We start from the raw sequence: 25,731 nt of genomic DNA on the forward strand, positions 1-25,731 counted from the left end.
AAAGGAGGAACGAAAGGCATGGGCGGCAGGAAGACAGAAAGCGGAATACCAAAATATCAGCAGATCGCGGCAGACATCGCGTACAAGATTGTTGACGGGACATACCAGGAAGGCAGGAAGATCTATGCACGGTCCTCGATCGGAAGCCAGTACAGCGTATCTTCGGAGACAGCCCGAAGAGCCATGTGCATTCTTGCAGACTGGGATGTTGTGGAAGTCGAAAAGAACAGCGGAGTGGTAATCAAATCGCTGGACAACGCGAGGAATTTTCTGCAGCAGCAGGAACAGACAAAGTCTATCCAGAATCTGAAACGGAACATTCTGGACAACGTAGAGCGTCAGCAGCAGGAAACGAAGGAACTCTATGGATATCTGACAGAGCTAATCAAACAGATTGAGTGCTACAGGGCGACCAATCCGTTTATTCCATATGAACTTGTCATCAAGGAGGACACGCCGTATCTGGACAGGACGGTAGGCGAGGTCAATCTCTGGCAGGAAACATTTGCCACGGTCATAGCGATCCGCAGAAACGGGACATTGATGATGTCGCCGGGACCGAAGGCGGTGTTCCGTCTGAATGATATTTTTTACTATACAGGAGATGACGAATGTCCAGAAAGAGTAAGAAAATTTATGTATCCGAAACAAGCTGACGACAAATAGAACAAGACAGAGAGGGGAGCAGATATGAAGAAAGAGACGATCAAAAAAGTGGCCGGAAGGCTTACGGAAAACTACCGGACGGAGGAGCTGTTCATGCCGAAAAACGGCAGACAGCTCCCGGACAGGAGCAAAGTGATCGATATTTTAAGAGAACTGAAAAATGTGGTATTCCCAGGGTATTTCGGAAAGGACAGCACAATGGAGCTGGATGCGTCCTACTATGCGGGGTATCGGCTGAACCATCTGTATGACGCCCTGCGAGACCAGATTGAGATCGCGCTTAAGTACCAGAGAAATGAGGAGACAGATGAAGAAGTCAAAGACCGTGCAGAACAGGTGACAGATACATTTTTTGACAGGCTTCCGGATATTCAGGAAAGTCTTTTAAAAGATGTGCAGGCAGGATTTGACGGCGATCCGGCGGCTCAGAGCAAAGAAGAAATCATCTTTTCTTATCCGGGGCTTTTTGCCATTTATGTATACCGGCTCGCGCATGTATTATACCAGGAAAAAATACCGTTTATCCCGCGGATCATGTCTGAGTATGCCCACGGAAGAACAGGCATTGACATCAATCCGGGAGCAACGATCGGGGAATATTTCTTTATCGATCACGGTACCGGTATCGTGATCGGGGAGACGACGGTCATCGGCAATAATGTCAAGCTTTATCAGGGGGTAACCCTTGGAGCGCTTTCAACGAGAAACGGACAGCAGCTGGCGGGGATAAAACGGCATCCTACCATTGAAGACAATGTGACAATTTATTCCAATTCCAGTGTCCTTGGAGGGGAGACCGTCATCGGCGAACACTGTATCATCGGAGGAAATACGTTCATTACCCGGTCCGTTCCGCCTTATACAAAAGTAAGTGCAAAAAGTCCAGAGCTTGTCTTTAAGACGCCAAAGGAGAAAAAAGCTATCTGGGAATGGGAAAATTAGAAACAGACTTTACCGCGCTTATGGAAAGTAGTACAATAAAAGCAGAAAAAGGAAAGGGAGGATGAAGTTATGGGACAGGAATTGATCACAAAGTTGAAAGAAGTAAAACAGGCACTTGTGAATCTGGATCTCCAGGGGGAAGAATGGGAAGAAAAACAGGAAGTCCTCCAAAAGCTGGAAGAAGTTACTTCCTATGTGAAAGATGCAATGGGAAAAGGAATTTTGTAACATGAGACAAAAGATAAAGGCGCTTGTGTTTGACATGGACGGCTTGCTTTTTGATTCTGAGCGGGTCGTCCAGAAATCGTGGGAAAAGGCTGGAGAAAAACTTGGCTATCTTGGTATCGGGCAGCATATTTACAATACTCTGGGATTTAATGTGGTACGCAGGACAGAATATTTCAGGCAAGTATTTGGAGAGACATTTCCGATGGAAGAGTTTAACGAGATGACGCGGAAGATCTTTCAGGAAATCAAAGAAAAGGAAGGAGTGCCGCTGAAACCGGGGGTAAAAGAGATTCTGGACTTTGGAAAAGGAAGAGGCTGGCGTATGGCGGTAGCCACATCCTCCAGAAGAGAATACTCCCTGGAGCTTTTGAAAACAGGAGGGATACTCCACTATTTTGATACTGTATTATGCGGAGATATGGTAACGAAAGCAAAGCCGGACCCGGAGATCTACGAGAAAGCGTGCAGTCTTCTCCATGTCCTTCCGGAAGAAGCGGTAGCCCTAGAGGATTCTCCAAACGGAATCCGGGCCGCTTTTGCGGCAGGAATGTGCCCGGTCATGGTTCCGGATCTTGTGGAGCCAAACGAAGAAATAAAAAAGCTGTACCAAATAAAAGTAAAGACGCTTTTGGAAGCGAAGGAAGAACTGAAAAAACTGGCTGACACTTAACATAGATGAAAGTGTCGGCCAGTTTTTGTGGAGAATACTGTGAAAGCTGTTCTGCAGACCGGTTGTCCCGTCCGGATGAGGGGAAATCGACTTACGCAGGGAGCCCGGCAAACCGCACGGCGCAGGACTGAAAAGATTCAATCTGACGCTTCAGATCTTCCTGCTGGATATCCGACAAGGATTCCAGCAAACGATCCTGTGAATCGCGGACAGCGGCCGCGTTGAACGGAGGTATGAGTGCGAAATCACTGTACGCCCGAAGTCTCTGAAAATAGAGGTTCAGCTCCGGGGAGTCTTTTTCTTTCAGTGAAAGCTCGTACATGAAGTGTGTATCCGAGGCGTCCGTATTTTCACATTTCAGACAGATCCACTTCCCGAGATAGTAGTATTCACTTCCGATCCTGTATAGAAATCCCGGGCGGGATATAAAATCTGTATGGTTCATGGCAGTTCCTCCCTTCCAGATTGTATCAGCCGTTTAAAATCACTTGTTTTAAAGAAAGATCCTCGTTCAAAAGTACAAGATTTGCAATCTTGCCAGGGGCGATGCTTCCATATCGGTCGTCAAGATGAAGTGCGCGGGCAGGATTGATCGTGGCACATCCGACGGCATCTTCCAGTGGGATGCCCATTTCTTTTACAGCTGTACGCATACAGTCGGCAAGATTTGTGACAGATCCGGCCAGGGCGCCGTTGGAAGTCAGGGTTGCATGTTTTCCTTTTACTGTCACATCCAGGCCGCCAAGTGTATAGGAACCGTCCGGCATGCCGGTGGCGCGCATACTGTCGCTGATCAGACAGATCCTGTCTGCGCCCATCATTGCAAACGCAGCACGCACCATGGATGGATGGATGTGCACGCCGTCACAGATCAGTTCGGCAAAGACATGTTTGCTGTCAAATACGGCACCGACCACTCCAGGTTCTCTGTGGGTAAATGCAGGCATGGCGTTAAAAAGGTGGACAGCATGGCAAGCTCCGGCATCATAAGCCGCTTTTGCGGCATCATAAGATGCATTGGTATGTGCAAGAGAGACAGAAACTTCATCTTTGACATCGCGGATGAAGTCGAGAGTCTTTTCTGTGTTGCGTTCCGGGGCTACTCCGATGAATTTTATAAGCCCGCCGGCTGCTTCTTGGAATTCGCGGAAGATGTTCTCATCACAAGTAATGATATTGCGTGCATCCTGGGCGCCTTTTTTCTCCACGCTGATGAACGGACCTTCCATGTTCAGCCCGGCCAGATGGGCGCCGCTTTCATTTTTGTATGCCGCAGCGGTAGAAAGCACTTCCTTCAGTTCCTCTACCGGAAGGGTCATGGTAGCAGGGCAGATCGTGGTCACACCGATGGAGGCTTCGTACTCTGCGATCGTACGGATCGCTTCCGGATCATTGTCGCACACATCAGCGCCTTTGCATCCGTGAAAATGGATATCGATCAGCCCCGGGATGGCGTAGGCGCCTTCGCCGTCGATCACTTCGGATGTATCAGAAACAGCTTCCTGAAACAGGCCGTTTTCAATATAGATTTCCCCGTCACGGAAAATCTTGTCTTCGCCATATACTTTTACATTTTTTATGATCATTTTCAAAATCTCCTTTTATTTAAACTTTTTAAAATGCGCTCCCAGACAGATGTCCGGGATAGAAAACTCATTGCGCAGAAAGGAAAGGATGCGGCAAAACAGGATTTCCATGTTGCCGCATCCTTTTGCTATGGTCTAATGAGGAATTTTTGAAAAAGCTGCCTTGTCGCCGACGATTGTCACGTCCGGATGGAACTGCAGAATGGATGCAGGTACCTCTGGTGTAACAGGGCCAAAGAAAGCTTTTGCCACGATATCTGCTTTGTCTTCGCCGCTTACGACAAGCAGGATCTTTTTCGCGCGCATAATCGTGCCGATTCCCATTGTGTAAGCCTGTCTAGGTACATCATCAGCGGAAGCAAAAAAACGTTTATTTGCCTCGATAGTGCTTTCCTGGAGATCTACACAATGCGTAGCCTGCGGGAAATCACAAGCAGGTTCATTGAAGCCGATATGTCCGTTGTGGCCAAGGCCGAGAAGCTGAAGATCGACTCCGCCGAGGGAAGCGATCACTTCTTCATAATGTGCACATTCTGTCTCACTGTCTTCTTTTGTTCCATCTGGAATGTTTGTGTTTTCCGGGCAGATATTGACATGGTCGAAGAGATTCTCATGCATGAAATAGTAGTAGCTCTGGTCATTATCGCGTGTAAGACCTTTGTACTCATCAAGGTTGGCAGTTTTTACCTGTGAGAAATCAAGATCTCCATTTTCATACTTTTCAATCAGGCGTTTGTATGTGCCCACCGGAGAAGAACCGGTAGCAAGGCCGAGGACACAGTCCGGCTTTGTCACGATCTGGGCAGCGATGATATTTGCTGCTCTCTGGCTTAATGCATCATAATCTTTTTCTTCATAAAATTTCATTTTTTCAGATCCCCCTTTAGAATGATACTTACAGTATAGCATATATATTTTGAATGTACTTTCAGAAAGAAAATTTTTCAAAATATTCCGGCAGATGAAAATCCGGAGACTCGGAAATGATCGGTGCAAAAGAAGCGTAATGTTCCAACGGCGGAGTCTCTGAAATCTTGTAAAAATTCGCGGAAAATGTCCGTTCCTGGAGGAAGCGGTCTGTCCCATAAACGTCTTTCAGAAGCGTGATGGGAAGGCGGAAAGAAGCTTCCCAGAAACCAGGGGATATGTTTGCGCGAAGATCTACCATCTGGCATTGGTGCGGAGTAAACAGAACCCGCCCGAAGCGGCTTCTTCCGTGCATAGCCAGTAAGGCACCGTTTGCATTGAATTCGATATTGATATAAGGCTCGTCATCTGCTCCGAAGAGAAAAAATGCCTCCATCGCGCTGTCTTTGTACACTGGAGAGCCGTTTTCCGTATAGGTGCACAGAGGATCCGCTTCTTCACAGCGCATGGAAATGTAAAATCCATCATTCTCTATGAACCCGATCTTGCCGGCTGTCCTTGGAATCGATTTGGTTCCCCACAGAAGATGGGTAAGTTCGAAAGCTGTCCCATTTTCCGGGAGATGCTCCGGGGATGAGATTGTATGTACTTTCATCTATCTGGACTCCCACCTTCCGCTGGCGCCGCACGGCAGGACAAGTCCGTTTGCGGATACCGGGAGGCCAATTTCCTGCGCATCCACATGTCCGTCTCTTCCTTTGAGTTCCGTACTGAGCATATAGGTAAGGACGGAAGGGGCAAGTCCGGTTGTGTAAGAGTTGATCAAAAAGAAGAGAGCGTCGTCCGAGAGGATTTCAGTACATCTCTTGATCAGCGGATGAATGGCATCCTCGATTTTCCAGATTTCGCCTTTTGGTCCCCGACCGTAGGAAGGAGGATCCATGATGATGGCATCATAATGATTGCCGCGGCGAATCTCACGCTCAACGAATTTCATACAATCATCTACAAGCCAGCGGATAGGGGCGTCCGAAAGTCCGGAAGAAGCGGCATTTTCTTTGGCCCATGTGACCATTCCTTTTGACGCATCCACATGGGTAACATGTGCGCCTGCCGCTGCGGCAGCCAAAGTTGCACCTCCAGTATAGGCAAAAAGATTCAGTACTTTGACCGGGCGTCCGGCTGTGCGGATTTTCTCAGAAAACCAGTCCCAGTTTACTGCCTGTTCCGGGAAGAGCCCAGTATGCTTGAAGCTGAATGGCTTCAGATTAAAAGTAAGGTTTTTATAATGTATCTGCCACTGTTTCGGCAGATCGATAAATTCCCATTCACCGCCCCCTTTTTTGCTGCGATGATAACGGGCGTTCGGACGCCTCCAACCTTTGTGAGTCTTTTCCGTATTCCAGATGACCTGAGGGTCCGGACGGACAAGGAGAAAGTCCCCCCATCGCTCCAGCTTTTCTCCGCCGGAGCAGTCAATCACTTCATATTCTTTCCAACCGTCTGCAATCCACATAAAACGAATCCTTTCTTTTCTTTAGTAGGTTTCATTATAGCAGTTATAAAAAGAAAGCTCAATATTGATTTTATCTATGAATACTATAGAAAAAAGTGATTGGAAAATCCGTTTACCCTTCTTTTGCGAAGTGTTAAAATAAAACCAGTGTATAAATCCAAATATGAACGAAAAATCGAAAGGCGGAACAAATTATGATAAAAGTAAATGCGATCGGAGATAACTGCCCGATTCCGGTAATCAAGACCAAAAATGCGATGAAAGAACTGAAAGGCCCGGACACGATCGAAGTGTTGGTGGACAATGAGATCGCAGTGCAGAATGTGACAAAGATGGCGCAGGCATCCGGCGGAAAAGTTACATCCGAGAAGACTGCGGAAAAAGAGTACCGGATTCTGATTGAGATGGAGGGAACTCCGGAGAAAGAAGAAGGGGAAGAAGTGTCCTGCATGCCTGATAAGAGGGGAGATATGATCGTGGTTGTATCTTCCGACAAGATGGGAAACGGAAATGATGAACTTGGGAAGGTCCTGATGAAGGGATTTCTTTTTGCTGTAACACAACTTGAAGAACTTCCGAAGACAATGCTTTTCTATAATGGGGGAGCGACGCTTACAACGGAGGAATCAGATTCTCTGGAAGATCTGAAAAACCTTGAAGCTCAAGGGGTTGAGATCATGACCTGTGGGACATGCCTTGACTACTATGGATTGAAAGAAAAGCTTGCTGTTGGCGGCGTCACAAATATGTACAGTATCGTTGAAACAATGGCAAATGCGGGGAAAATCATAAGGCCATAAGAGCGTCCGCTGCGGACAGCTGCGTGAGACAAAAAGAAGGTGCAGGGGAAAGTTACTTCTGCACCTTTTTATTGCACTTTGTCAGGTTTATGGTATAATAAAAAAGTTATAAATATTTTCTATAAGTCAGTACACGATGTTTGGAAAGGAGTGGGGAAATGATGAAAGATGTTAAGCTGACTCAGATGACTAAGACTGCGGGGTGAGCGGCCAAAATAGGTCCGGAGACCCTTGCCCAGGTACTGGGCAAGCTGCCGAAATTTCAGGATGATAATCTTCTGGTAGGAATCGAGACATCAGATGATGCAGCTATTTACAAGATCACGGATGATATCGCAATGATCCAGACTGTCGATTTTTTCACTCCGATCGTGGACGATCCGTATATGTTCGGACAGATTGCAGCGGCCAATTCACTGAGTGATGTGTGGGCCATGGGTGGAGAGCCGAAAGTTGCTTTGAATATCGTAGGATTCCCGAACTGCCTGGATCCGTCGATCCTGGGAGAAATCCTCAGAGGAGGGGCGGATAAGGTAAAGGAGGCGGGAGCGGTGCTCGTGGGCGGGCATACGATCCAGGATGATGAGCCGAAATACGGGCTTTGCGTGTCAGGTTTTGTGCATCCGCAAAAGATATTCAAAAATTACGGGTGCAGGCCTGGAGACAAGCTGATCCTCACAAAACAGATCGGAAATGGTATTGTAAACACGGCCATCAAGGCTGATATGGCGTCCGCACGTGCGATCCGGGAAGCGGAGATCGTCATGTCTTCCCTGAATAAAAAGGCGAAAGAAGTGGTAGACAGATATGACGTCTCGGCATGTACCGATGTGACCGGATTTGGACTTCTTGGACATGGAGCAGAGATGGCGACGGCAAGCAATGTCTGCTTTGATCTTATGCTCTCGAATATCCCGTATTTTGAAGATGCGGTTTCCTATGCCAAGATGGGGCTTATACCGGCGGGAGCATACAAAAACCGGCAGCATTCCGGGAAATATGTAGACGTGGGAAAGGCGGAAGAATACGAGGTGGATCTCCTCTACGATCCGCAGACGTCAGGGGGACTCCTGATCAGTGTCGCACCTGATCAGGCAGACGCAGTAATGGAAGATTTTGAAAAAAAAGGAATGGATACCAAAGTTGCGGTAATCGGGGAAGTAAGAGAAAAAGATCCGGACGATATGACTTTTATCCGGCTCTTATAAAACATACTCCGTGTGCGCGCTCTGGATGGGAAAGAAGATGGAAAAAAAATTATTTTACCGCAGTATTCCGAAAGTGGATATACTGCTTGAAGAGGAACAGATAAAAGAGGCGATCGAAGTCTATGACAGAGATACGGTCATGGAGGCGATCCGAACAGAGATGGAGGCTCTCAGAGGCCTCATTAGAGAAAGCGATGATGAAGAGGAGATTAGACTCGGAATCGACAGCCTGATTTCGAACATTGTCAACACTGTAAAAAAAATGCACACTCCGGATATGAGGCCGGTCATCAATGCCACAGGCACGATCCTGCACACCAATCTCGGGAGAGCGCCTATCAGCAGAGAACATTTAAATCGAATCGCTGATGTGGCCTGCGGTTACTCAAACCTGGAGTACGATCTGGAAGCCGGAAAACGTGGAGAGAGATATTCGCATTTTGAGAAACTTTTGTGCAGGATCACGGGTGCGGAGGCTGCTATGGCGGTCAATAACAATGCTTCCGCAGTAATGCTGATTTTAAGTTCTATGGCAAAAGGCGGAGAAGTTGTTGTATCCAGAGGAGAACTTGTAGAGATCGGAGGGAAATTCCGGATCCCAGACGTGATGGAACAAAGCGGAGCTTCCCTTGTGGAAGTGGGGACGACAAACAAGACACATTATTCCGATTACGAAAATGCCATCACGGAAGAGACGAAAGCGCTTCTGAAAGTACACACGAGCAATTACCGGATCGTGGGATTTACGGAGAGTGTTCCGATTGACGGTCTGATTCCGCTTGGGGAAGCGCATGATATCCCGATCATTGAAGATCTTGGAAGCGGAGTGCTCATCGATCTTTCAAAATACGGGCTTACATACGAACCGACAGTCCAGGATTCCATACGTAAGGGAGCGGACGTCGTATGTTTCAGCGGGGACAAGCTTCTTGGAGGTCCGCAGGCTGGAATCATCGTGGGAAAGAAGAAATATATTGATCAGATGAAGAAAAATCAGCTGACCCGGGCGCTTCGAATCGACAAGTTTACAGCCACAGCGCTGGAGCTGGTTCTCCAGGAATACTTAAGCGAAGAGAATGCCATCAAAAAAATCCCGGTGCTTCGGATGATCACAAAGACAAAAGAAGAAGTGGAAAAAGATGCAAAACGTTTTGTAAGACTTTTGAAGTCGCGAAAATTGCAGGCCGCAGTCTGCGTGGAGGAGTGTGAATCCCAGATCGGCGGAGGATCTCTTCCGCTGGAACGGATCAGCAGCATGGGTGTCGTCATCAAGCCATATGATATGACAGTGCCGGAGCTTGAGACGGCTATGAGAAAATTGGATATCCCGATCATCCCAAGAGTAGTAAATGACACAGTTTTGATGGATGTAAGGACAATGGACAAGGAGCAGATGTCGCTTGCTGCGGATGAGCTTGCGGGTATTCTCGGAGAAGAGAAGAAAGTAAAAAGAAAATAAGGATGAGACATATGAAACATATTATTATAGGTACGGCAGGTCATATCGATCACGGTAAGACAACCTTGATCAAAGCTCTGACAGGAAGAAACACAGATCGCTGGGAAGAGGAGCAGAGAAGAGGTATTACCATCGACCTTGGATTTACGTATTTTGATCTGCCAAACGGGGATCGGGCAGGAATTATCGATGTACCGGGGCATGAGCGTTTTATCAACAATATGGTGGCCGGTGTCGTAGGTATGGATCTTGTCATGCTGGTCATCGCGGCAGATGAAGGGATCATGCCGCAGACAAGGGAGCATATGGACATTCTGGGCGAACTTGGGATCGAAAAGAGTATTATCGTTCTGAACAAGTGCGATCTTGTGGATGAAGAATGGCTGGAACTCGTAGAAGAGGAAGTAAAAGAGGAACTGAGCGGCACTTTCCTTGAAAACGCGCCGGTTGTGAAGGTGTCGGCGGCCACGGGAGAGGGGCTCTCGCAGCTGATCGAGACAATACAGGAGATGACGGAGAATGAAGTGACGGAGAAAGATATCCACACGATACCGCGTCTTCCGATCGATCGTGTCTTTACACTCTCCGGATTTGGTACGATTATAACCGGTACACTTCTTGCCGGAACAATTCGCAAGGAAGATACCTTGTGCATGTACCCGATTGGAAAAGAATGTAAGATACGCAGTATCCAGGTGCACGGGGAAAGTGTGGACACCTGTTATGCAGGGCAGCGAGTGGCGATCAATCTGTCTAATGTGAAAAAGTCGGAGATCCGGAGAGGATGCGTACTGGCACCGCCAAACAATATGAAAAATACAGAATTGCTGGATGTAAAGCTGAATGTGCTGCCATCTTCCATGCGCATTTTGACCAACCATGCGAGACTGCATTTTTTCAGCGGTACAAGCGAGATTCTCTGCAGAGCAGTGCTGCTTGACAAAGAAGAAATCGGACCGGGCGAAAGCGGATATGTACAGCTCCGACTGGAAGAGGAGATTGCGGTGCGAAGAGGCGACCGGTTTGTTGTGAGATTCTATTCTCCGATGGAGACGATTGGCGGGGGAGTCGTACTTGAACCAAACCCGAAAAGGAAGAGAAGGTTTCAGCCGGACGTGATCGAGGAACTGCAGCGCAAAGAATCAGGTTCCTCTGCGGATGTGATCGAACTTCACGTAAAACAGCATGAGGAAACGATGGTAACGGCAGCAGAACTCGCAAAGATCACGGCTCTTTCTCCGGAAGAAGTCAAAGAAGATATAAGCCAGCTTGAGGAGCAAGGCACTGTCCTGACATTCCCGATGAAGAAAGATCTTTATGTATGGCATAAAAGTTCCGCTGAAAAGAAAAAGGAAATGATCACAAAAGAGCTGGCAGCTTTCCACAAGGCACATCCATACCGGCCTGGTATGGCGAAGGCAGAAATCCACGGAAAATTTATGAAACAGGTCAAACCGAACGTGTTCGATATGTACATTGAAAATCTGATCAAGGAAGAATCGATAGGAAGACGGGGAGAATTTCTGCATTGCTTCGGATATGAGATCCCGCGGGATGCCATATTTGAGAAAGCTGCCGGGACAATTCTCGGCGCAATGGAAAAAGCAGGATATGACTTTGTCCGTTTTTCGGAGATTGAGTTTCCAAAACTGCCGGAAGGGACAAAAGAAGATGTGCTTCAGGTGCTGACTGCTGAGGGAACCGTTGTCAAAGTCAACGATGAAATGTATACACTGGCATCTTTGATGGAGGAAGCGAAAAAGAAGATACAGGAAAAACTGAAAAAAGACGGTCTTATTACCATCGCGGAAGTGCGTGATATGTTTGCAACAAGCAGAAAAAGTGCGAAACCGATCCTGGAATATATGGATACATTGAAGATCACAAAGAAAGCAGGAGCAGAAAGCGAAAGGATTGCATACGTATGAATTTAAAACAACTGGAAGCATTTGTGTGTGTGGCAGACAGAAAAAGCTTTTCCAGAGCGGCAAAAGAATTGTTTTTAACTCAGCCTACGATCAGCGCACATATTGCTTCGCTTGAAAAAGAACTGGATGTACGTCTGTTCATTAGAAATACAAAAGAAGTCAATCTGTCTGAGGATGGAAAAACACTTTACAAATATGCAAGACAGATGATCGATCTGGAAGAACAGATCGAGGCGTGCTTCGTCGGGGAAAAACAGCAGGAGGGAAGAAAGATTTCTATCGCTGCGTCCACGATCCCGGCACAGTATATTTTGCCTCGCATTCTTTCAAAATTTAATGAAAAATATCCGCGGGAGCAGTTTAAAGTAGTGGAAAGCGACAGTGCAAAAGTCGTGGAACTGGTTGCAGGGGGAGCTGCAGATATCGGGTTTACCGGTACTGTGCTTGAGAAAAAATTCTGTAAATATGTTCCGTTCTATAAAGACGAGCTTATCATTATCATGCCGAACACGGAAAAATACGAGAAGCGTGTAAACGAGCAGAATCTGAATTGGATCACAGAAGAAGCCTTTATCATGAGGGAAGAAGGATCCGGTACACGAAAAGAGGCGGAAAAGCAGCTGAAAAAGGCTGGAATTGACACAGAGCAGCTCAATATTGTTGCAAGTATGGGTAACCAGGAAGCTATCAAACGTTCTGTGATCAGTGGTATGGGTATTACGATTATCTCAAAGCTTGCTGCGGAAGAAGAGATCCGAACAGGGAAGGTGCTTTGGTGTCCGATGCCGGATAAATCGGATGGAAGAGATCTGAATATTGTATACAATAAAAATTTCCATCTGTCCAAGTCGGCGGAACGCTTTATCAGGGTAACAAAAGAGATGTACGGAATAGACAAAAAGTAAAAATGTTTTGATAAGAGACAGGCCTGCTTATAGATATTGCCTATAAGTGGGCCTCTTTTTGCCTTTTTTCGATTAGACGGTAATGGGAGAAAAAGCTATACTTAAAGTTAGGTGATTAAGGGGGAAAACAAAAATGATTTATCTTGACAATGCAGCGACAACGATGCACAAACCTCAGGCGGTTATTGATGCAGTCGTAAATGCCATGAACTCTATCGGAAATGCCGGAAGAGGAGCTAATACAGCTTCACTTGGGGCTGCAAGACTTATATATGAGACGAGAGAAAGACTTGCCGGAATGTTTGGCGCGGAAAGCCCGAAGCAGATCGTATTCACATCTAATTCCACGGAAAGTTTAAATATTGCCATAAAAGGACTGATAGATCCAGGAGATCATGTGATCACGACGGTGCTGGAACACAATTCTGTGCTGCGCCCGCTCTATGAACTACAGGAAAAGGGCGTGGAAATCACTTTCCTGGAAAGCGATGAAAAAGGCTGCGTACGTTACGGCGATTTTGAAAAAGCAGTGAAAGACAATACAAAAGCCATCATCTGTACGAACGGATCCAACTTGACCGGAAATCTTGTGGATATACAGAAGGTTGGAGAGATTGCGGAAAAATACGGACTTTTGTTTATTGTGGATGCTTCCCAGACAGCGGGGGTATTTCCGATTGATGTAAAATCCATGCACATCGATGTGCTCTGTTTTACAGGACATAAAGGCCTCTTGGGACCGCAGGGAACCGGTGGCATGTATGTTCGGGAAGGGCTTTCGGTCCGTCCGCTCAAAAGCGGAGGAAGCGGAGTGCAGACGTACAGCAGAAAGCATCCGAAAGAAATGCCGACCGCTCTTGAGGCCGGGACGCTCAATGGGCATGGTATCGCCGGACTTCATGCAGCGCTTGGATACATAGAAGAGACCGGAATGGACCATATCCGAGAAAAAGAACAGTTTCTTATGAGGATGTTCTACGAAGGAGTAAAAGATATTCCTGGAGTAAAAATATACGGGGATTTTTCTTCCTATAACAGGTGTCCGATCGTGACACTGAATATCAGAGACTACGATTCTTCCGAGGTGAGCGATGAGCTTCTTATGACATATGATATTTCCACGAGACCGGGAGGACACTGTGCGCCGCTGATGCACGAAGCGCTTGGAACAGTGGAACAAGGTTCCGTAAGGTTCAGCTTTTCGCATTTCAACACGGAAGAGGAAATCGCAGCTGCCGTTAAGGCAGTGCGGGAATTAGCAGAGGAATAGGAGGAAGAGTTATGAATTTATCAGACTCAAAGAAGAAACTAGCCATTGCCGGGATAATCTGCGGATTAATTGCAGCCGTCCTGGCAAAAATGGGGAACCCGGCCAATATGGCCATGTGTATCGCATGTTTTGTGCGTGATACGGCGGGGGCTCTGAAGCTCCATTCAGCAGCGGCCGTTCAGTATGCGCGTCCGGAAGTGATCGGAATCGTAATCGGAGCGTTTGCAATCTCCCTTGCAACGAAAGAATACCGTTCTACTGCCGGATCTTCCCCGATGATTCGTTTCATACTTGGAATGATCATCATGATTGGTTCACTGGCATTTCTCGGATGCCCGCTCCGTATGGTACTTAGAATGTCTGCAGGTGATCTGAATGCATGGGTGGCTCTCATCGGCTTTGCAGCAGGTGTTGCCACAGGCGCCTTTTTCCTGAAAAAAGGATTCAGCCTGGGGAGAGCACACGAAACAAACTTTGCGAGTGGGACGATCCTCCCGATCCTGATGGCAGGGATTTTCGTGCTGAGTGTCTGCACGACACTTCTTGCAGCCAGTGAAAAAGGGGCAGGTCCGGGAGCATTGCATGCTCCGATCGCGGTTTCACTGATCGCAGGTCTTTTATTCGGGGCTGTTGCACAGAAATCCAGAATGTGTTTTGCGGGGAGCATCCGTGATATCATTCTTGTAAGAAGTTTTGATCTTATATCCGTCATTGCCGGATTGTTTGTCGTTATGCTTGTCTTCAATATCGCTACGGGAGGATTTCATCTGAGTTTCACAGGACAGCCGGTGGCACATTCCGCACATCTGTGGAATATCCTTGGTATGTATGCTGTGGGATTTGCGGCAGTTCTGGCAGGAGGATGTCCACTGCGTCAGCTTGTATTGGCAGGGCAGGGATCATCAGACGGGGCAGTAACAGTACTGGGTCTGTTTGTCGGAGCAGCAGTTTCACACAACTTCGGTCTTGCAGGCGCAGCTGCAGCAGCAGCTACAGCAGACAAGCCGGCAACAGCAGGAGGAGTAAGCACAGCAGGACAGGTTGCGGTCATCATCTGTATCGCGGCATGTTTCCTTATCGCTCTTACAAATAAGAGAAAAGGGACAAAATAGCTGGCTTTTTCGTAACTGATATGATATGCTGAATGAAAGGAAGTAATTTTAAGATGAAGGAAGTAGATGCAAGAGGACTTTCCTGTCCGGAACCGATCATGATGACAGCGGAGGCGCTGAAGCAGACAAAAGGGCCTGTAAAAGTACTTGTAAGCGAGCCGCATCAGAGGACAAACGTAGAGAAATATGCGAAAGATCATGGGAAGAAGGTTACGGTCAGAGAAAAAGGCTCTGAATTTGAAATTGTGATTGAGTAGCATGAGAAAGAAAGAATTAAGACTTGTCGTCACATTCCACACGACGGCGGACGCTATGGCGATGGAAAAAGAATGTAAAGAAAACCAGGTAAATGGAAGGCTGATTCCAGTGCCGAGATCGATATCGGCAGGATGCGGTCTGGCCTGGTGTGCAGGTCTGGAAGACAAAGATACTATCCTGAGTATGATGGATCAGGTAGGAATCGAACATGAAGATCTGCACGAATGCATGGTGTAAATAGGGAAAGACTGGGCTTTTTTTGAAACCCGGTCTTTCTTTTTGTTCCGTCAATGAAAGATCGCGCACGCAGGAACATAAAGTGTACCAAAAGAAAAGGAGGGAGTTTTTATGGAAACATTACTAAACATGGTTCCGGCATTTGCTGTCATTACATTGCTGTTTGCAGCCTACCTGGCATGGAAAGTGGCACGCCAGGAGAGCGGGAACGAGCGGATGCGGGAGATCGCAGGAGCCATCAGCGAAGGGGCGCAGGCATTTCTCACTGCCGAGTACAAAATTCTGATCGTGTTTGTTGCGATTCTGTTTGTGCTGATCGGGCTTGGTGTGGGAAACTGGATCACAGCAGTATGTTTTGCATTTGGAGCTGTATTCTCCACGCTGTCTGGTTTCTTTGGGATGAAGGTAGCTACAAGGGCAAATGTGCGGACGGCCAATGCAGCTATGAAATCTGGAATGAATAAGGCGCTTTCCATCGCATTTTCCGGCGGAGCTGTGATGGGAATGTGCGTGGCTGGATTTGGTGTGCTTGGAGTCAGTATCATTTATATTATTACAGAAAATGTGGATGTACTCTCCGGATTCAGTTTGGGAGCATCTTCCATCGCACTTTTTGCACGTGTAGGAGGAGGTATTTACACGAAAGCTGCCGATGTAGGAGCAGATCTTGTAGGAAAGGTAGAAGCAGGAATTCCGGAGGATGATCCGAGAAATCCGGCTGTGATTGCAGACAATGTAGGGGATAACGTAGGAGATGTGGCAGGAATGGGAGCAGATCTCTTTGAATCTTATGTGGGAGCGCTCGTTTCAGCAATTACGCTTGGCATTGTCTATTTCAAAGCGGAGGGAGCTTTGTATCCGCTGCTGATTGCAGGCCTTGGCCTGATCGCATCGATCATCGGGACATTTTTCGTACGAGGAGATGAGAAATCAAATCCGCACAAAGCATTGAAGATGGGAACATATGTATCGAGCGTCCTGATACTGATCGTATCGTTTGTTCTGAGCAATCAGTTTTTTGGAAACTTTCAAGCCGCTATTGCCATCGTATCCGGACTTATAGTAGGACTTCTGATCGGGGTCATCACGGAAGTGTACACGTCCGCCGATTATAAATCCGTAAAGGAGATCGGAGAACAGTCGGAGACAGGGGCTGCGACTACGATCATAAGCGGACTTGCGGTAGGAATGAAATCTACGGCTGCCCCCGTGCTTCTTATCTGTGTCGGGATTTTCGCTGCATATCAGTTTTGCGGCCTCTACGGAATTGCCCTGGCGGCGGTCGGTATGCTGTCCACTACGGCTATTACAGTAGCGGTAGATGCTTATGGACCGATTGCGGACAATGCCGGAGGCATCGCGGAAATGTCCGGGCTTGACGAATCTGTACGAAAGATTACAGACCGGCTGGATGCGGTGGGCAATACAACGGCGGCTATCGGGAAAGGATTTGCCATCGGTTCTGCAGCGCTGACTGCACTGGCTCTTTTTGTCTCCTACGCGGAAGCGGTTAAGCTAGAGAGCATAGATATTCTGGACAATCGTGTCATCATCGGTATGTTTATCGGAGGTATGCTTCCGTTCCTTTTCTCTGCTATGACGATGCAGAGTGTTTCAAAGGCAGCTTACCAGATGATCGAGGAAGTGAGAAGACAGTTTAAAACGATACCGGGGATCATGGAAGGCACGGAGAAGCCGGATTATAAATCCTGTGTGGCGATCTCCACGACGGCAGCCTTGAAAGAAATGCTTGTCCCGGGAATCATGGCAGTGGCGGCGCCGCTGATCGTCGGGATCGTTCTCGGCGCAAATGCGCTGGGAGGCCTTCTTGCAGGCGCTCTGATAACCGGTGTGCTGATGGCGATCTTTATGTCCAATGCCGGAGGAGCTTGGGACAACGCGAAAAAATACATAGAAGACGGACACCATGGCGGAAAAGGAAGCGAGGCGCATAAGGCAGCGGTAGTCGGAGATACCGTCGGAGATCCGTTTAAAGATACATCAGGACCTTCTATCAACATCCTGATCAAGCTTATGACGATCGTATCCCTTGTGTTTGCACCTCTTTTCTTGTCTGTAGGAGGACTGCTGTAAAATTAATCCTAAGAGAAAGTGGATGGATCATATACAAAGTTTGAAAAAGAAAGGCAGCTCGGAAGAATTTCCGGGCTGCCTTTCTGGCATGGTGCTTTTCCTTAAATTCCTTTTTGGAATGTTTCCAGAACATGCGGAAGAAGACGGGCGCTGAATTCAGAGAGGGAGTAATTCCCTTTACAGAGAGCCCAGTCATAGATCATGGCGCGCTCATACATGGCGTAGATCTTGACGAGTTCTGATGCCGTGGAAGACGGATGAAATTCCCCGGAATCCAGCCCTTTCTGCGCAATCTCGGTCAGCCATGTAAAGTACAGGCGCTCTTCATCGAGAAGAGACTGACTGTCTTTTGTGATAAGCTGTGATGAGTACAAGTAGGCGATCAGTTTTACGTCAATACTTGTCTCGATCATGCGGAAAAGTTCACGGTTTAAATATAAAAGGGTGTCGTACGAGGAAGTCTGCGGAGAAATCTCTGCCTGCAGATCCTCGTATTTCGAATCGAACAGATAAGAGATGGAATTCAGGAGAGCTTCTTTCCCTTTAAAATAGTGATAGAAGGTTCCTTTTGATGTCTTTGACAAATTGATGATATCCTCTACTGTAGTGTTGTCATACCCTTTTTTGTAAAAAAGATTCCAGGCCGCCTTAACGATGCGGCTCTTTGTCGATAAAGGTTTTCGTGGCATGGTTCCGGCCGCCTTTCTGATTCAGTATTTGCTATTATCCTACCTGAAAACCGTATTTCAGCGGATCATCCCCATCGATCACGTATGTGGCAAGTCCTGTCACATACGCGCTTCCTGTAATCTGCGGGATGACAGCATCATAATCGCCGATCTTGGTTTCTTTCAGGATCACGCCTTTAAATTTGGAGCCGATGAAGCTTTCGTATACGAAAGGTGTGCCAACTTCGATTTCCCCTTTTGCGTGAAGGGTGGCAAGTTTTGCGCTTGTTCCGGTTCCGCAAGGAGAACGGTCTGCCATGTGATCTCCAAAAATCACGACATTTCTGCGGTCGCATCCTTCGGAGTCTGTGTGGCAGTAAAATTCGGCCAGATCCACGGAAGTGATATCGAGTGTCGGATGCTGTACTTTCACTTCACGATTCACTGCCTCAAGCACCTTCATTCCAAGATCCTGGAAGAACGGGATCGTCTTCGGCTCCACATGTGTAGCGATGGACGGCTGTTCAGCATCGATAATGGCAAAGAAACTTCCGCCAAAGGAAATGTCGTACGTGATGACCTTTCCATCCACAACTGTTTTAAGTCCCTGTTTATAAAGGAAAGCAGGTACGTTTGTGAGCGTAACGCTTACCACTTTTCCGTTTTTGACTTCTGCCTTTGTGCGGATCAGCCCGGCAGGAGCTTCCAGAACGACTTCTGTAAAAGGTTCTTTTGCCTGAATCAGGCCGCTTTCAATGACTGCGGTTACAGTTCCGATCGTTCCGTGTCCGCACATATTCAGATATTCTCCTGTATCCATGAAGATGACACCGAAGTCTGCTTCTGGATTGACCGGGTCTGTTACGAGAGCTCCGAACATATCATGGTGTCCTCTTGGTTCAAACATGAGAGATTTCCGGAGATGGTCGTAATGTTTTGCAAGGAAATTTTTCTTTTCGATCATTGTATTTCCTTCCAGTTTCGGAAAACCGGACATGATAATACGTGTAAATTCTCCAAGTGTATGTGTGTCGACAGCTACAAAAGAAGATTCATACTGATCAAGGTTTAATTTTGGATGCAGTTCCATTGATAAAAGTCCTCCTTAGAATGAAATACCGATTGCTTATAGAAAAAAGCAATAATCATACGATACTGAACGTTCGATAATGACAATACGGCATGCCATTTGAACGGGTAAAAAAGTTAAAGTAATAACGATTAGACCGTGTTCTAGTACGAAGTTCAGTCTTTAGTTATGATTATGAATGAAAAACCTTGAAAAGTCAACGATTATTTGCTAAAATGGATATGGTCAAAAAATAAAAAATTTTTTGTTGAAATTTGTTGCAAACTGTGTTAAATTGGGTTTGCGGTAAAGAAAATATGGGGGTAGTTGAGTGACTGGTGTGCTCCCTGGTCTTCAAAACCAGTGTGGGGCGTTAAGAGCGTCCCGGGTGGGTTCGATTCCCACATGCCCTCGCCAAAAAAGTAGTTATAGACCCCTGGATTGTGAAAAAACAGACAGATGTGTGGAAGAAACAATTGAAACTGTGGACAATTCGGGGTTATCTCTTATTTATAGACTTTATAGACAATATAGATAAATAGAGAGTTCGTTGAGAGGAAATACTAAAACAGAAACAACAGCAGGTAAAGACCGGATGTCCTTTGAATATGACTTGCCGGTCTAAAAAAATAAAGAAAAGGAGCATGTTGTTATGGGAAACATTCAGCTTTTGCTGCGTCAGCATGTCGGTGCACCGTGTGAAGCGGTCGTAAAGGCAGGAGATGCAGTGAAAAAAGGTACACTGGTCGCAGTGCCGACAGGACTTGGGGCAAATATCTTCTCAAGCGTTTACGGTGTAGTTGAGGAAGTAAAAGATGACCGCATCATCATCAAACCGGATGAAGTACAGCCGGATGAGTATGAGAAGATCGCAGAAGGCACTCCGCTTGAAATGGTCAAAGCAGCCGGCGTTGTCGGTATGGGTGGAGCAGGGTTCCCGACAGGCATCAAATTGGATGCACATCTTGACAAGGGCTACATCCTGATCAATGCGGCGGAATGCGAGCCGGGACTTTGCCACAACATCCGTCAGATCGAGGAGAGTGCAGACAAGATCGTGCGGGGTGTGAAGTACTGCATGGAGATTGCAGGGGCCGACAAAGCCATCTTTGCGATCAAAAAGAAAAATGAAAAAGCAGTTGATACATTGAGAGCGACACTCAAGGATGAAGCAGCTATGACGATCCACCTTCTTCCGGATATTTACCCGATGGGAGAAGAAAGAGCAGTCGTAAGAGAGTGTCTCGGAATCGAGCTTGAGACGACGCAGCTTCCGTCTGCTGCAAACGCAGTCGTTGTAAATGTTGAAACGATCGCAAGAGTTGCAGAAGCCATTGAAGACAGAAAACCGTGCTTTTCCAAAAATCTGACTGTAATCGGAAAGATCAATGGAGGAAATGAGCCGCACGTATTCATGGATGTTCCGGTTGGGACAAACGTAGGAGAACTGATCGAAAGAGCGGGAGGAATCGACGGGCTCTACGGCGAGATCATCATGGGAGGACCTTTTACAGGACTTCCGACGACAGAAGATGCCCCGATCACGAAGACGACGGGCGGAATTATTGTGACGATTGATTTCCCGAACCTTCACGGCGCAAAAGTAGGACTTCTCGTATGTGCATGCGGAGGAAGCGAAGCCCGCATGAGAGATATCTGTGAGAAGATGAACGGTGTTGTTGCATCTGTGGCAAGATGTAAGCAAGCTGTGGAAAACAAGCCGGGAGCTCCTCTGAAATGCGAGAGACCGGGGAATTGCCCAGGACAGGCAAAAAATAATATTCAGTTCAAGAAGGACGGATGTGAATACATCATTATCGGCAACTGTTCAGACTGTTCCAACACAGTCATGGGTTCTGCGCCGAAGATGAAATTGAAAGTTTTCCATCAGACAGATCATGTGATGAGGACGATCGGACATCCGCTTTACAGATATCTGAGAGTATCCAAACACGTAGAACAGCTCCCGGAAGGGAAATAATACGTATTCGCCAAAGGAGAAAATTAAGGAGGGAACAATCATGTCAATTACAGCTGAAACAGCGAAAGCTCATGCAAAGGATCCGGCAGTGTTATGCTGCAGAGCAGAAGAAGGAATTACGATCGAAGCTGCAAATCTGGAAGATCCGGCAATTTTTGATGAATTAGTAGATTCAGGACTTCTGAATCTCGACGGCGTTCTCACAATCGAACAGGTATTAGGTGCAAAACTGAAAAAAACATGCGACTCACTTACAGCACTTACACCAGAGGTGGTAGAAGGTTACAAGGAAGCTGAGGAAGAAGCACCGGCAGAACAACCGATGGAAGAAGCTCCGAAGGCGGAAACACCGGAACCGCAGGCAGTATTGCCGGGTGGAACCGGACAAGTTATGAAAATCCATATTGGAGAAGGAAAAGATATTAACTTGGAAATTGTGTTTTAACCCAATTTATTGTTACAGATAAACCGGCGAAAAGCCGAACGAAAAATTAAGGAGGAGACATACATGTCAATTACAGCTGAAACAGCGAAAGCTCATGCGAAAGACCCGGCAGTGTTATGCTGCAGAGCAGAAGAGGGCATTACGATCGAAGCTGCAAATCTGGAAGATCCGGCAATTTTTGACGATCTGGTAGATTCAGGGCTTTTGAATCTCGATGGTGTGCTTACGATCGAACAGGTTCTTGGCGCAAAACTGAAGAAAACGTGTGACTCACTTACAGCGCTCACAGCGGACGTAGTGGAAGGATTCAAGGAAGTAGCAGTGGAAGAACCTGCCGAAGAAGCAGAAAAAGAAGAAGCTGCTGTAGTATCCGCGCCGGCTGCACCGGCACCGGCAGTGGCAGCCGCAGCAGGCGGAGTGATGAAAATCCATATCGGCGAAGGAAAAGATATCGATCTGGAAATTCCGGTAGGGATTCTTGGCGGCGCAGGAGCACCGGCTGCACCGGCAGCAGTGGTGGCGGCACCTGTAAAGGAAGAAGAACCGGAAGCGAAAGTGATGGGGACTCTTACAAGAAAGCATTTTAACATCACGGAAGTAAAGAGAGGACCGGAGACAAAGATCGAAGGAACTGTTCTCTATATCCGCGAAGGAATTGAAGAAGAAGCAGCAAACAGTCAGGAACTGGTAAACAGCCTGAAGATTGAAATCATCACGCCGGAGATGTATCACACATACTCCAACACGATCATGGACGTACAGCCGATTGCCACAAAAGAAGGCGAAGCTGAGATTGGAAGCGGTGTGACACGCGTTCTGGACGGAGTTGTCATGATGGTAACAGGTACAGACGCAAACGGAGTTCAGATCGGAGAATTCGGTTCATCCGAAGGATACCTGGATGAGAACATCATGTGGGGACGTCCGGGAGCACCGGATAAAGGCGAGATCTTTATCAAGACAGAAGTGATCATCAAAGAAGGAACAAACATGGAACGTCCAGGTCCGTTGGCTGCACATACAGCTACAGACATGATCACAGAAGAAATTCGTCAGGCATTAAAGAAAGCAGACGATTCTCTCGTTGTAGATACAGAAGAATTCAAACACCTGAGACATCCGGGCAAGAAGAAAGTCGTTATCGTAAAAGAGATCATGGGACAGGGAGCTATGCATGACAACCTGATTCTGCCGGTTGAGCCGGTAGGCGTTCTCGGGGCAAGACCGAACGTAGACCTTGGAAACGTTCCGGTTATGACATCCCCTCTGGAAGTACTTGATGGATGTATCCACGCACTCACATGTATCGGACCTGCATCAAAAGAGATGTCCAGACATTACTGGAGAGAACCACTTGTTCTGGAAGCGCTTCATGATGAAGAGCTGGATCTCTGTGGAGTTCTTTTTGTTGGAAGTCCTCAGATCAATGCGGAGAAATTCTACGTATCCAAACGTGTTGGTCAGACCGTGGAAGCGCTGGATGTAGACGGAGCATTCATTACTACAGAAGGTTTCGGAAACAACCATATCGATTTTGCAAGCCACCACGAACAGATCGGAAAGAGAGGCGTTCCGGTAGTTGGATTATCTTTCTGTGCTGTACAGGGAGCGCTTGTTGTAGGTAATCCGTACATGACAAACATGGTTGACAACAACAAATCCGAGTCTGGTATTGAAAACGAAGTTCTTGCATGCAATACGCTGTGTAAAGAAGAAGCTGTACGTGCGATCGCCATGTTGAAAGCTGCGATGGCTGGAGAAGAAGTAAAGCCTGCAGAAAAGAAATGGAATCCGAACGTAAAAGCAAACAACATCGAAATGATTGAAAAAGCGACAGGAAAGAAAGTGGAACTGGTAGCAAACGAACAGTCACTTCCGATGAGCCAGAAGAGAAAAGAAAAATACGACTAACAGAAGGTAAGACGTATGGAATTGAAGTATGGAGATAAAATAATCAGAATGGAAGGCATCATCGTGGAAGTACATGACGGATGTGTAGGGGTAGACCTGAAGGGACGCCTCGGGTATCTGAAGATCCCGATGAGGATGCTCATCACTGATTATCCGATTGAAGTGGGCCAGGAAGTGGCATGGAACATGAGTTTTGTGGAACAGCTTGGACCGGAAATCAATGAAAAATACGTTAGCAACCTTGATATTTACACGCGGCGCCAAAAAGAGATGCGCGCGTTGAACGAAGAAAAACAGGAGGAAGAATAATGAGTTTAACAGTAGTTAAAGGATTACAGTCTGAAATCTTTGTTCCGATCACTCCTCCGGCTGTCTGGACCCCAGTTAAAAAAGAACTGAAGGATATGACGATCGCACTTGCGACAGCTGCCGGTGTTCATCACAAAGATCAGGAAAGATTTAATCTCGCAGGAGATTTCACTTGGAGAAAGATTACAGATACAATGCCGTCAAATGAACTTATGGTTTCCCATGGTGGATACGATAACGGAGATGTCAATAAAGACATCAACTGTATGTTCCCGATTGACAGAATCCATGAGTTGGCAAAAGAAGGATTTATCAAAGCATGTGCACCGGTACATGCCGGATTCATGGGCGGTGGCGGAAACCAGGAAAAATTTAAGCACGAAACTGGACCGGCCATTGCACAGATGTTCAAAGAGGAAGGCGTAGACGCTGTTATCCTCACAGCAGGATGAGGTACTTGCCACCGCTCTGCAGTATTGGTGCAGAGAGCGATTGAAGAAGCTGGAATACCGACAATTATCATTGCAGCTCTTCCGCCTGTTGTTCGTCAGACAGGAACACCTCGTGCAGTAGCTCCGCTCGTTCCGATGGGAGCTAACGCAGGAGAACCGAACAATCCGGAAATGCAGAGAGATATCGTAAAGGCAACACTGGAGCAGCTGGTAGCCATCGATACTCCGGGCAAAGTTGTACCGCTGCCGTTCGAATACGTAGCGAAGGTATAATGGATATAGGATATTAGACATGAAGCGCTGACATGAATGTGTCGGCGCTTTATTGATGTGTGAAAACTGTAAAACGCGAAATAGAATCAGGAAATGGAGGCGGAACATGTCTGGAGAAAGCAAAGAACTGCGCAGACTCGTCATCAAGGCGTATCATGTGAAAGAAGCCGTGTGGGGATCGGAAAACCGTGTGTCAGAAGACGGAATTATGACAGTTGACAGAGGATCTGTACAAAAATATAGGGAAAAAGAATCGGACTATATCGCGGACATCAGCGTGCGGATCATCCGACCAGAGGAGAGAGAACAATATACGAATACGATCATGGATGTTATACCGATATCAGCGAAGGTTCTGGGAAATATTGGCGATGGCATTACCCATACGCTGACAGGAGTATACGTGATCCTGACAGGTGTGGACACGGAAGGAAAACAGACGCATGAATTTGGCTCATCCGAAGGAATGCTCTCGCAGCAGATGAAGTTTGGCCGGGCCGGCACGCCGGGAGAAAGGGATATGATCCTTGCGTTTGATGTGACCATGAAAAAAGGTATGGGACAGATCCGGGCGGGGGTTACGGCAGCGCATAGGGCATGTGACCAGTTTGTTCAGGAATACAGAGAACAGCTGAAGAAGTTCCACGGGAATCGCTGTACAGAGCGACACGAGTTTTACGATGTCGTGAGACCGGGGAAAAAGAAAGTGCTGATCATCAAACAGGTGGCAGGACAAGGTGCTATGTATGACATGCATCTGTTTGCCAAGGAACCGTCTGGTGTGGAAGGAGGGCGTTCCATCATTGACATGGGAAACATGCCGGTTCTTGTGACGCCAAATGAATATCGGGACGGCATCCTTAGGTCGATGCAGTGA

General features: G+C 47.1%; 27 protein-coding genes, 1 tRNA gene and 1 pseudogene. 22 read left to right on the forward strand and 7 right to left on the reverse strand.

Annotated elements, in window-relative coordinates; translation table 11 throughout:
• The first annotated feature begins 18 nt into the window (after positions 1–18).
• The 4 genes from FLB61_RS06905 to FLB61_RS06920 all read left to right on the forward strand — a co-directional run bounded on the left by FLB61_RS06905 (position 19) and on the right by FLB61_RS06920 (position 2,506).
• On the forward strand, positions 19–666 hold the full coding sequence (locus FLB61_RS06905; RefSeq protein WP_221919753.1) for a GntR family transcriptional regulator: 648 nt from the start codon (positions 19–21) through the stop codon (positions 664–666).
• A 24-nt stretch (positions 667–690) separates the two neighbouring features.
• Positions 691–1,608 (forward strand): serine O-acetyltransferase EpsC, encoded by a 918-nt coding sequence (gene epsC, locus FLB61_RS06910; protein WP_221919754.1) that lies wholly within the window; start codon positions 691–693, stop codon positions 1,606–1,608.
• A gap of 69 nt (positions 1,609–1,677) precedes the next feature.
• Positions 1,678–1,836, forward strand: coding sequence for a hypothetical protein (locus FLB61_RS06915; protein ID WP_204244050.1), 159 nt, complete (start codon positions 1,678–1,680; stop codon positions 1,834–1,836).
• A 1-nt stretch (position 1,837) separates the two neighbouring features.
• The gene (locus FLB61_RS06920) at positions 1,838–2,506 is read left to right on the forward strand and encodes an HAD family hydrolase (RefSeq protein WP_221919755.1); all 669 of its coding nucleotides are present in this window, start codon (positions 1,838–1,840) and stop codon (positions 2,504–2,506) included.
• Positions 2,507–2,597: 91 nt separating this feature from the next.
• Here FLB61_RS06920 and FLB61_RS06925 read toward each other — a convergent pair whose 3' ends face one another.
• From FLB61_RS06925 to FLB61_RS06945, 5 genes are all read right to left on the reverse strand, one after another.
• Entirely contained in the window at positions 2,598–2,951 is a 354-nt protein-coding gene (locus FLB61_RS06925; RefSeq protein ID WP_087201517.1) for a hypothetical protein, read from the reverse strand.
• Between the two features lie 25 nt (positions 2,952–2,976).
• Positions 2,977–4,092, reverse strand: coding sequence for an N-acetylglucosamine-6-phosphate deacetylase (nagA, locus tag FLB61_RS06930; RefSeq protein ID WP_087201519.1), 1,116 nt, complete (start codon positions 4,090–4,092; stop codon positions 2,977–2,979).
• A 135-nt stretch (positions 4,093–4,227) separates the two neighbouring features.
• Positions 4,228–4,959 (reverse strand): glucosamine-6-phosphate deaminase, encoded by a 732-nt coding sequence (nagB, locus tag FLB61_RS06935; RefSeq protein WP_087201521.1) that lies wholly within the window; start codon positions 4,957–4,959, stop codon positions 4,228–4,230.
• Positions 4,960–5,020: 61 nt separating this feature from the next.
• Positions 5,021–5,614, reverse strand: coding sequence for a carbohydrate-binding family 9-like protein (locus FLB61_RS06940; protein ID WP_221919756.1), 594 nt, complete (start codon positions 5,612–5,614; stop codon positions 5,021–5,023).
• Entirely contained in the window at positions 5,615–6,475 is an 861-nt protein-coding gene (locus FLB61_RS06945) for a class I SAM-dependent methyltransferase (RefSeq protein ID WP_087201524.1), read from the reverse strand.
• A 194-nt stretch (positions 6,476–6,669) separates the two neighbouring features.
• Here FLB61_RS06945 and yedF point away from each other — a divergent pair, with 194 nt between their 5' ends.
• From yedF to FLB61_RS06995, 10 genes are all read left to right on the forward strand, one after another.
• Positions 6,670–7,275 carry a sulfurtransferase-like selenium metabolism protein YedF gene (gene yedF / locus FLB61_RS06950; RefSeq protein WP_221919757.1) on the forward strand — a complete coding sequence of 202 codons (606 nt, stop codon included), beginning with the start codon at positions 6,670–6,672 and terminating at the stop codon, positions 7,273–7,275.
• Between the two features lie 161 nt (positions 7,276–7,436).
• Entirely contained in the window at positions 7,437–8,483 is a 1,047-nt protein-coding gene (gene selD, locus FLB61_RS06955; RefSeq protein WP_246599152.1) for a selenide, water dikinase SelD, read from the forward strand.
• A 37-nt stretch (positions 8,484–8,520) separates the two neighbouring features.
• Complete coding sequence (gene selA / locus FLB61_RS06960; RefSeq protein ID WP_221919759.1) at positions 8,521–9,942, forward strand: L-seryl-tRNA(Sec) selenium transferase; 1,422 nt, start codon at positions 8,521–8,523, stop codon at positions 9,940–9,942.
• Positions 9,943–9,953: 11 nt separating this feature from the next.
• Positions 9,954–11,870 (forward strand): selenocysteine-specific translation elongation factor, encoded by a 1,917-nt coding sequence (gene selB / locus FLB61_RS06965; RefSeq protein WP_221919760.1) that lies wholly within the window; start codon positions 9,954–9,956, stop codon positions 11,868–11,870.
• Positions 11,867–12,775, forward strand: a complete 909-nt coding sequence (locus FLB61_RS06970; RefSeq protein WP_221919761.1) for a selenium metabolism-associated LysR family transcriptional regulator — start codon at positions 11,867–11,869, stop codon at positions 12,773–12,775. Before selB ends, FLB61_RS06970 begins: the two co-directional genes overlap by 4 nt.
• A gap of 133 nt (positions 12,776–12,908) precedes the next feature.
• Positions 12,909–14,045, forward strand: coding sequence for an aminotransferase class V-fold PLP-dependent enzyme (locus tag FLB61_RS06975; RefSeq protein WP_221919762.1), 1,137 nt, complete (start codon positions 12,909–12,911; stop codon positions 14,043–14,045).
• An 11-nt stretch (positions 14,046–14,056) separates the two neighbouring features.
• Positions 14,057–15,157: a YedE family putative selenium transporter gene (gene yedE, locus FLB61_RS06980; RefSeq protein WP_087209825.1), complete on the forward strand. Its 1,101-nt coding sequence runs from the start codon at positions 14,057–14,059 to the stop codon at positions 15,155–15,157.
• Between the two features lie 53 nt (positions 15,158–15,210).
• The gene (locus FLB61_RS06985) at positions 15,211–15,414 is read left to right on the forward strand and encodes a sulfurtransferase TusA family protein (protein ID WP_087201538.1); all 204 of its coding nucleotides are present in this window, start codon (positions 15,211–15,213) and stop codon (positions 15,412–15,414) included.
• Position 15,415: 1 nt separating this feature from the next.
• Positions 15,416–15,652, forward strand: a complete 237-nt coding sequence (locus tag FLB61_RS06990) for a putative Se/S carrier protein (RefSeq protein WP_087201540.1) — start codon at positions 15,416–15,418, stop codon at positions 15,650–15,652.
• Positions 15,653–15,763: 111 nt separating this feature from the next.
• On the forward strand, positions 15,764–17,746 hold the full coding sequence (locus tag FLB61_RS06995; RefSeq protein WP_221919763.1) for a sodium-translocating pyrophosphatase: 1,983 nt from the start codon (positions 15,764–15,766) through the stop codon (positions 17,744–17,746).
• Between the two features lie 101 nt (positions 17,747–17,847).
• On the opposite strand, the gene FLB61_RS07000 is transcribed toward FLB61_RS06995, so the two are convergent.
• Together FLB61_RS07000 and FLB61_RS07005 are read right to left on the reverse strand one after the other, a co-directional pair.
• A complete protein-coding gene (locus FLB61_RS07000) occupies positions 17,848–18,435 on the reverse strand; it encodes a TetR/AcrR family transcriptional regulator (RefSeq protein WP_087209819.1) in 588 nt (195 codons plus the stop codon).
• A 34-nt stretch (positions 18,436–18,469) separates the two neighbouring features.
• Positions 18,470–19,504, reverse strand: coding sequence for a proline racemase family protein (locus tag FLB61_RS07005; RefSeq protein ID WP_087201547.1), 1,035 nt, complete (start codon positions 19,502–19,504; stop codon positions 18,470–18,472).
• A gap of 298 nt (positions 19,505–19,802) precedes the next feature.
• Between FLB61_RS07005 and FLB61_RS07010 the strand changes: the two genes are divergently transcribed.
• From FLB61_RS07010 to prdD, 8 genes and pseudogenes are all read left to right on the forward strand, one after another.
• Positions 19,803–19,900, forward strand: a tRNA-Sec gene (locus tag FLB61_RS07010).
• A 235-nt stretch (positions 19,901–20,135) separates the two neighbouring features.
• A complete protein-coding gene (prdC, locus tag FLB61_RS07015) occupies positions 20,136–21,464 on the forward strand; it encodes a proline reductase-associated electron transfer protein PrdC (RefSeq protein WP_221919764.1) in 1,329 nt (442 codons plus the stop codon).
• Positions 21,465–21,504: 40 nt separating this feature from the next.
• Positions 21,505–21,900: pseudogene (locus tag FLB61_RS07020) on the forward strand (D-proline reductase (dithiol) proprotein PrdA); the annotation flags it as partial.
• 72 nt (positions 21,901–21,972) lie between these two features.
• Positions 21,973–23,820 (forward strand): D-proline reductase (dithiol) proprotein PrdA, encoded by a 1,848-nt coding sequence (gene prdA, locus FLB61_RS07025; protein WP_221919765.1) that lies wholly within the window; start codon positions 21,973–21,975, stop codon positions 23,818–23,820.
• A 21-nt stretch (positions 23,821–23,841) separates the two neighbouring features.
• Positions 23,842–24,129, forward strand: a complete 288-nt coding sequence (locus FLB61_RS07030) for a CBO2463/CBO2479 domain-containing protein (RefSeq protein WP_087201649.1) — start codon at positions 23,842–23,844, stop codon at positions 24,127–24,129.
• Positions 24,129–24,581, forward strand: a complete 453-nt coding sequence (locus FLB61_RS13460; protein WP_465231400.1) for a glycine/sarcosine/betaine reductase selenoprotein B family protein — start codon at positions 24,129–24,131, stop codon at positions 24,579–24,581. The genes FLB61_RS07030 and FLB61_RS13460 overlap by 1 nt, the downstream gene beginning before the upstream one ends.
• 27 nt (positions 24,582–24,608) lie before the next feature.
• The gene (locus tag FLB61_RS13465) at positions 24,609–24,854 is read left to right on the forward strand and encodes a hypothetical protein (RefSeq protein WP_465231401.1); all 246 of its coding nucleotides are present in this window, start codon (positions 24,609–24,611) and stop codon (positions 24,852–24,854) included.
• Between the two features lie 106 nt (positions 24,855–24,960).
• Positions 24,961–25,731, forward strand: a complete 771-nt coding sequence (prdD, locus tag FLB61_RS07040; protein ID WP_221919766.1) for a proline reductase cluster protein PrdD — start codon at positions 24,961–24,963, stop codon at positions 25,729–25,731.

Origin of the sequence: Sellimonas caecigallum (assembly GCF_019754295.1) — a bacterium.
GTDB classification, from domain to species: domain Bacteria; phylum Bacillota; class Clostridia; order Lachnospirales; family Lachnospiraceae; genus Sellimonas; species Sellimonas caecigallum.